Below are 2,055 nucleotides of genomic sequence, written 5' to 3' on the forward strand. Positions count from 1 at the left end.
TCTGTGGCTATTTTCATTTTTACAACTTTTAGGAGTGGAATCATTACTTATTTTCATCAGTTACAATCTTACCATCTTCAATTGTAATTACTCTTCGTGCTTTTTTTACAACCCTTTCATCATGAGTTGAAAAGATAAAAGTAATATTTTCTTCTTTATTCAGCCTTTCCATAATATCAAGCAAAGTTGCAGTTGACTTTGAATCAAGGTTAGCAGTAGGTTCATCTGCAAGAATGAATTTTGGTTTGGAAGCTAATGCCCTTGCAACCGCCACTCTTTGTTGTTGCCCACCTGATAGTTTATTTGGTCTTACCTTTTCTTTACCTTCAAGTCCAACAGATTTAATAAGTTCCATTACTCTTTCATTTCTTTCTTTTTTTGATTTTCCTTGAAGATGCATTACAAATTCCACATTTTCTCCTGCTGTAAGAACAGGAATAAGGTTGTAAGATTGAAATACAAATCCAATCTTTTTCATTCTGAAATCAATTTTTTTTCTTTGCGAAAGATTTGAAATATTTTCACCATCAATTATTATTTCACCATCAGTAGGATTATCGAGTCCTCCAATCATATTCAAAAAAGTTGTTTTTCCCGAACCTGAGGGTCCAACAATAGCAGTAAATTCTCCCTCTTTAATATTCAAATCTATTCCATTTACAGCATGTACAGGAATGCTTTCTTGGTCGTATATTTTGTGGACGTTTTTTGTTTCAATTATATTCATTTTTCTATATTTTTATTTTTAACAATAAAATTTTAATCAAATTATTCAGCTCTTAATGTTTCTGCAGGATTTAGTTTTAAGGCTTTAAAAGCCGGATACAATGCAGAGATAATTCCTGTTATTATTACAAAGAAGGTAATAGAAATAACATTTTCTAAATTTATAGAAGGATAAATTACCGTTGCAAATCCAATTTCTTCTAAACCTTCTCCCCAAAGGGATAAATCAATACCTGTTTTGGAGCTAAGCATTGAAGCAACAACCCCTATAACTATTCCAATAACCCCACCTGTTAATGACAGGAAAACCGTTTCCAGAATTATCATTGAAAATATTTTTAACTTGTTCATTCCCACTGCCATCAGCATTCCTAATTCACGCACACGTTCAAGAACAACCATTAACATTGTGTTGATAATGGCAAAGCATAAAGCAAAAAGAACAATTATTACAATGATGTACATATAAAGCTCCATCATTTCATCAAAAAGTCCCAGCTCAGGACTTATTTCTTTCCAGCTTTCCGTAAGCAATCCTTCGGGTGCAAAAGAAGAAATATTTTTTAATACTCCATCAATGTTTTTGTTATCGCTAAGATAAATTGCTATTTCGTGAGCATCACCATCGGATAATCCTGTAATATCGATAATGTCATTGTAATTTACAAAAATATGAGAACCATCATATCCTGTATTTGAAGTTTTATATATTCCTGCAATTCTAAAAGCCCCTTTAATAATATTGTTATCCATATCTTGAATTGTAATTACAATTTTATTTCTAACATCAACATCAAGCTTTTTAGCAAGTTTTTCTCCAATAATCACAGGGTTTTTGCTTACTCCTTCAAAGTATTTCCCTTTAATAATTTTGTCATAAATATCGGTAACATTTTTTTCATTTTCAGGATTAATACCTATAACTGACACTCCTGTACCTGATTCGGCAGAAGCAACCATTGAATTAATAATAATTCTTTTGCTTACACCTTTTACTTCTTCAATTTTCCTGATTTTTTTTGTTAGTAAATCAGCATTTTTGATGTAATAAGAAGTTTCATTATTTTCCTTAAATTTTTCTTTGTGAATCTGAATGTGTGAAATCTCTGTTTTTACTGCATTATCCAATCTTTGATTCATCCACCCGCTCATAAATGCCGTTGAAAAAACCCCGGTGGATAGTCCGATTGCAATTGCAATTATTACAACAGAACTCCTAAGCTTGTTCCTCCACACATTACGCCATGAAATTGACCATATCATAGTTTTAGTTTTTAATTTTTAAAAAAATTGTTTTAATGTTTTTATAATTCATTTTTGTCATTCTTT

Annotated in this window: 2 protein-coding genes; both read right to left on the reverse strand. The window is 31.0% G+C overall.

All coding sequences use genetic code 11. From position 1 onward, the window contains the following. Positions 1 to 43 precede the first annotated feature (43 nt). Positions 44 to 727 (reverse strand): ABC transporter ATP-binding protein, encoded by a 684-nt coding sequence (locus tag U9R42_01400; protein ID MEA3494670.1) that lies wholly within the window; start codon positions 725 to 727, stop codon positions 44 to 46. A gap of 41 nt (positions 728 to 768) precedes the next feature. Beyond that, positions 769 to 1,989, reverse strand: coding sequence for an FtsX-like permease family protein (locus tag U9R42_01405; GenBank protein MEA3494671.1), 1,221 nt, complete (start codon positions 1,987 to 1,989; stop codon positions 769 to 771). Positions 1,990 to 2,055 lie beyond the last annotated feature (66 nt).

It is taken from the genome of Bacteroidota bacterium, assembly GCA_034723125.1.
Taxonomy (GTDB): Bacteria; Bacteroidota; Bacteroidia; order CAILMK01; family JAAYUY01; genus JAYEOP01.